1 protein-coding gene and 2 pseudogenes are annotated in these 2,490 nt (G+C 41.9%); all 3 read left to right on the forward strand.

The features are described 5' to 3' along the window. A pseudogene (locus QZ327_RS14315) lies at positions 1-361 on the forward strand (type I restriction endonuclease subunit R); the annotation flags it as partial. Positions 362-366: 5 nt separating this feature from the next. Further along, positions 367-2,028 carry a class I SAM-dependent DNA methyltransferase gene (locus QZ327_RS14320; RefSeq protein WP_015532552.1) on the forward strand — a complete coding sequence of 554 codons (1,662 nt, stop codon included), beginning with the start codon at positions 367-369 and terminating at the stop codon, positions 2,026-2,028. Continuing rightward, positions 2,021-2,490 (forward strand): annotated as a pseudogene (gene rhuM / locus QZ327_RS14325) (RhuM family protein); the annotation flags it as partial. The gene QZ327_RS14320 and the pseudogene rhuM, both read left to right, overlap by 8 nt.

Consider the following 2,490-nt stretch of genomic DNA (forward strand, 5'->3'; position numbering starts at 1 on the left):
CAATAATGTCTTGTTGAAAAAGTACAAGGGCGATGAAAAATTTGCTCGTGTACACAAGCGTATTCGTGAAGTGAATAAGCAGAGGGAAGATAAGGGACAGAAGCCTATGTTCTCTTTCCTTGACGAAGAGATTGCTGCCATTCTCAATATTATAAAAGAGGATGTGGATGCCAAAGTGTATGATCGTAACGACATTCTGAAAAAGGATGCTTATTTCGGACGCACGGTGATGGCTCTTATCAATGGATGTCTGTTCCATTTCCCACAAATAAAGCCCGAAATGGAGGATTACAAATTTATTCAGACACGTATTTCACAACAGTATATCAACCAATATAACGCCACTTACGGCATTGCATAAAGATTATGTCAGATATTAAAGAAAAAACATTAAGGCTCATCGACGGACTTAAAGCCACCTGCCAATCATACGGTATGGGAAACGATGGTAACGAATATAAGATTATCACTCAAGTATTTCTCTATAAATTCCTGAATGACAAATTCGGTTATGAACTGAAAAATGCGAAAAGTGAAATAGCAAAGAAACTGACCGGGAATGTAAAATGGGAAACGGCATACGAGAATCTTTCTGATGATGAACGTATGCTTATTCAGAGTGCCATCTCTCCAGATGTTCCGATGCTTGAACCTTATCATCTGATAGCCAATCTTTGGAATCAACAGGGAAAAGGGGATTTTGATACTATCTTCGATTCCACTATGACAGATATAGCGGAACAAAATGCGGATATATTTTCCACACAGACCACAGCCAACACGAAGATTCCATTGTTCGAGGCATTGACGCCGTTTGTGACCGATTCGGCACAACGTGCGCCATTCGCCCGTGCTCTGGTGGATAAACTCGTGAACTTCTCCTTTGAAGAAGCGTTTGCACAGAATTACGATTTCTTCTCCAGCATCTTTGAGTATTTGATTAAGGATTATAATACCGCTGGAGGTGGAAAATATGCGGAGTATTACACGCCTCATGCCATAGCAACGATTATGGCTCGTCTGTTAGTGGGGGATAATGCTGATTTGCATAGCATGGAATGCTATGACCCCTCGGCAGGAACTGGTACGCTTCTGATGGCACTTAGTCATCAAATAGGCGAAGAACGCTGTACCATCTTTTCGCAAGATATTTCCCAGCGAAGCAACAAAATGTTGAAACTTAATCTGCTGCTTAACGGACTTGTGTCTTCGCTTGATAATGCTATTCAAGGCGACACGCTTGTAAGCCCATACCACAAGAGCGATGACGGACAGCAGTTGCGTCAGTTTGATTTTGTGGTGAGTAACCCTCCTTTCAAGATGGACTTCTCGGACACTCGCGAAAAGATAGCCGCCATGCCAGCCCGTTTTTGGGCTGGAGTCCCAAATGTACCCGCCAAAAAGAAAGAGTCAATGGCTATATATACCTGTTTCATTCAGCACGTTATTAATTCACTGAAAAAGACAGGCAAGGGTGCAATTGTCATTCCGACAGGTTTTATCACGGCCAAAAGTGGCATTGAGAACAAAATTCTTCATAAAATTGTAGATGACAAAGTGGTATTTGGCTGTGTTTCCATGCCAAGCAACGTGTTTGCCAATACAGGTACGAATGTCAGTGTGCTGTTCTTTGATAAGTCTGCAACCACTGACAAAGTAATCTTGATTGATGCCAGCAAATTGGGCGAGGAATATAAAGATGCTAACGGATTGAAAAAGGTGCGTCTGAACGATGACGAGATAGAAAAGATTGTCGGCACATTCCAGCGCAAGGAGGCAGTGGAGGATTTTTCCGTAGCTGTTTCCTACGATGAGATAAAGGAAAAAGGATATTCTCTTTCTGCCGGACAATATTTCGACATCAAGATAGATTATGTAGATATAACGGAGGAAGAGTTTAACAACCGTATGGCAAATTATAAACAAACACTCTCCGAGCAATTTAAAGAAAGCCATCGGTTGGAAGAGGAAATTATGAAGCAGTTGGATGCTTTGCAGTTCAACGCAAATGCAGGAAACAATGAGTAACGAAATACAGTTTTTGTTATACAATCTTCCCGATAAAGAGGGAAGAGTACAAGTGGTTATAAAAGACGAAACCATTTGGTGTACGCAAAAGGCTATGGCAGAGCTTTTCGGTATTGATAAATCCGGTATTAGCCGCCACATAGCCAATATATTTAAAGAGGAAGAATTACAGCAGTTGGCTACCGAGTTTCTTCTCCCAAAGCAACCAAGTTCCGCCAATGGGCTACCAAGATTCTCAATGAGTACATCAAAAAGGGATTTGTACTTGACGATGAGCGCTTAAAGCAGGGAACAGCTGTATTCGGGAAGGACTATTTCCGTGAATTGCTTGAAAGAGTACGCTCTATCCGTGCCAGTGAACGGCGTATTTGGCAGCAGATTACCGATATATACGCAGAGTGCAGTATTGACTATGACAAGAACTCGCCTACCACACACGATTTCTATGCCATGATACAAAAC

It is taken from the genome of uncultured Bacteroides sp. (assembly GCF_910578895.1).
In the GTDB taxonomy this organism is placed as follows: domain Bacteria; phylum Bacteroidota; class Bacteroidia; order Bacteroidales; family Bacteroidaceae; genus Bacteroides.

What these genes read in the sequence shown, in the direction of transcription:
- QZ327_RS14320 (WP_015532552.1), top strand. Translation starts at nt 367, where the DNA reads ATGTCAGATATTAAAGAAAAAACATTAAGGCTCATCGACGGACTTAAA.